Annotated in this window: 1 protein-coding gene; it reads left to right on the top strand. The window is 73.8% G+C overall.

Features of this window, described 5'->3' with window-relative positions:
- Positions 1-103: 103 nt before the first annotated feature.
- Positions 104-2,340: ALF repeat-containing protein (locus ABD987_RS44450; protein WP_345409077.1), on the top strand; the 2,237-nt coding region annotated here is incomplete at its 3' end.

Here is a 2,340-nt window from a genome sequence, read left to right as displayed (position 1 = left end):
GGAGGATCCGGTGTCGCGGCCGATGCCGCCGGATCCGTATCGGGAGTGGGACGGCAGTGTGGGGGTGCCGGATTGGGGTGATCCTCGGTTCCGGCAGATTGTGGTGGATAACGCGGAGTTGGCGGAGGATCCGGAGGTTCGCGAGGCCGCGGCGGCGGCGTTGGCGGCGGGTGGGTCCGGGCCGTTGATGGAGTTCCTCAACCACGGTCTCGACGACGCGAAGAAGCGCGCCACCGCACGGAAGACCGAGCAGGCCAGTAGGGATCTTGCGGCGGTGCGGGCCTTGCGGGGTACGGGTGGCCCGGTGTTCAACGCCGAGGTCGAACGGGTTCTCGCGGGGTCCGACAGTGATCGGATGTTGTTCCTGGCGTATGGCAAGGATGTCGCCAAGCAGCGGGACGACGAGGCGGCCCAAGGTGCCGCGCAGGTGGCGGAGCGGAACCGGGCTCGGGTGCAGATGCTGGTGGGTGCTGGTGGCCCGGAGGTGAAGAAGGCCGCGCAGTCCGCTTTGGACGGTGGGGACGCGGCGATCCTGGAGTTCCTGAAGTCGGGGTATCTGGTCGCGGCGAAGGCGGACGCGGACGCGCGTGAGCAGTACCTCAAGGATCAGGAGGCCCGCGACAAGGCCGCTGAGGAGCTCTCGGAGCTGGCGCGTAAGGCGGCTCGCGCGGCGCAGGCCCGTAAGGAACTGCTGATCGCGCACGGAAACGGTGTGCACGCGTTGCAGCGGGCGTCGAACGCGTTGATCTCGGCGGGTAACGAGGCGCGGCGGGCGGCGCAGATTTTGGCGGCGAACACGGCGGGTGGTCAGCACCCGGTCGACGCGTTCAACGGCGTCAAGGCCGAGGTGGCCCGTCAGCTGGGGTACGCGAATCAGGCGGCGACGGACGCGCAGCAGGCGTCGGCGGCGGCGCAGGTGCAGGCGAACATCCTCGTCGAGACCGGCCTGACGTATGGCACCCAGTGGGCGGACATCGCGAAGGGCATGGCGGACGCGGCTCGTGCGGCGGTGTCGGCGTCGGAGACCGCGTCGCACGCGATCGACGCGACGGCGTTCACCGACCAGGCCCGCGACGCGCAGGAAAAGGCGCAGCGCCACGCGGAGGAGGCGGCGAAGTGGCGTCAGCATGCCGAGGAGCACGCACGCGCTGCGGCGCGGATCGCGGATGCGGCGCGGGTGCAGGCGGATGCGGCGAAGGATGCGGCGGCGCGGACGAAGGCGGCGCGGCAGGCTGCGGAGGCGGCGGAGGCGCAGGCGTGGGCGGCGGCGGAGCGGACGCGTCAGGCGCGGATTACCGCGGAGCGTGAGGCGGCGAATGCTGCGGCGGCGCGGGTGGTGGCTGAGCGGGAGCGGGCGAATGCGGCTGCGGCGCGGGCGCGGGCGGATGCGCAGGCGGCGGTGGCGCGGTCGGCGCGGGGTGAGGCTGAGCGTCAGGCGGGGATCGCGGCGTTGGCCAGGCAGGGTGCGGAGGCGGCGGACTCGGCGGCGGGGCGGGCGGAGACGGGTGCCCAGACCGAGGAACGTAACGCGGTGACCGCGCGGGACAAGGCGTATGGGGCGGAGCGGGATCAGCGGGCGGCGGAGGCGCGGGCGGCGGCGTTGGAGGCGATGGCCGCGGCGTCGCGGGGTAGTGGTCATGAGAAGGAGGCGCAGGCCGCCGCGACCGAGGCCCGCGGTCAGGCGAACACCGCCGCTGGTGCGGCGGGCGCGGCCCGGAACTCGGCGAATGTGGCCACCGGTGCGGCGGCGGGTGCGCGGGCCGCGGCGACGGAGTCGACCCGCGCCGCGGCCCGGGCGCGGGCGGCGGCGTCGCAGGCGGCTGCTGCGGCGGCGCGGGCGAACGCGGCGGCGAACCAGGCCGAGAAGGCGGCGGCCGAAACACACGCGGCGGCGTTGCAGGCGAACTCGGCGGCGGCCGATGCGACGGTGAACGAGACGCGGGCGGCGGAGGCGTCGCGGGAGGCGGTGCGGCTGGCCGAGCAGGCCGCGGCGGAGTCGATTCAGGCGCTGCGGGCGGCTGAGCGGACCAAGGTCGAGGCGGACGCGGCGGCGAACGAGGCGGTCTCGGCGGCGACGCAGGCGAGTTTGGCGGTGGCGGCGGCGTCGGCGGCGCGGGAGTCGTCGAAGGCGATCACCGATCCGGCCAACACCGCGATCACCGTCACCGCTCCCTATCTGGATAGTGATATCGGTGCGGATTTTGTGATCCTGGTGGCGAATCAGGCCAAGGCGGTGGGTGCTGAGCAGGCCAAGGCCGCGCAGGACCGGGCGAACGAGGCCCTCGCCGCGGCGAAGTTGGCCGAGGAGGCGGCGGCGCGGGCAGCGGGTGAGGTGAAACC

Origin of the sequence: Amycolatopsis samaneae, assembly GCF_039541975.1 — a bacterium.
GTDB classification, from domain to species: Bacteria; Actinomycetota; Actinomycetes; order Mycobacteriales; family Pseudonocardiaceae; genus Amycolatopsis; species Amycolatopsis samaneae.
The sequence above is the reverse complement of the archived record's forward strand: the minus strand, read 5'-3'. Positions and strand labels throughout refer to the sequence as shown.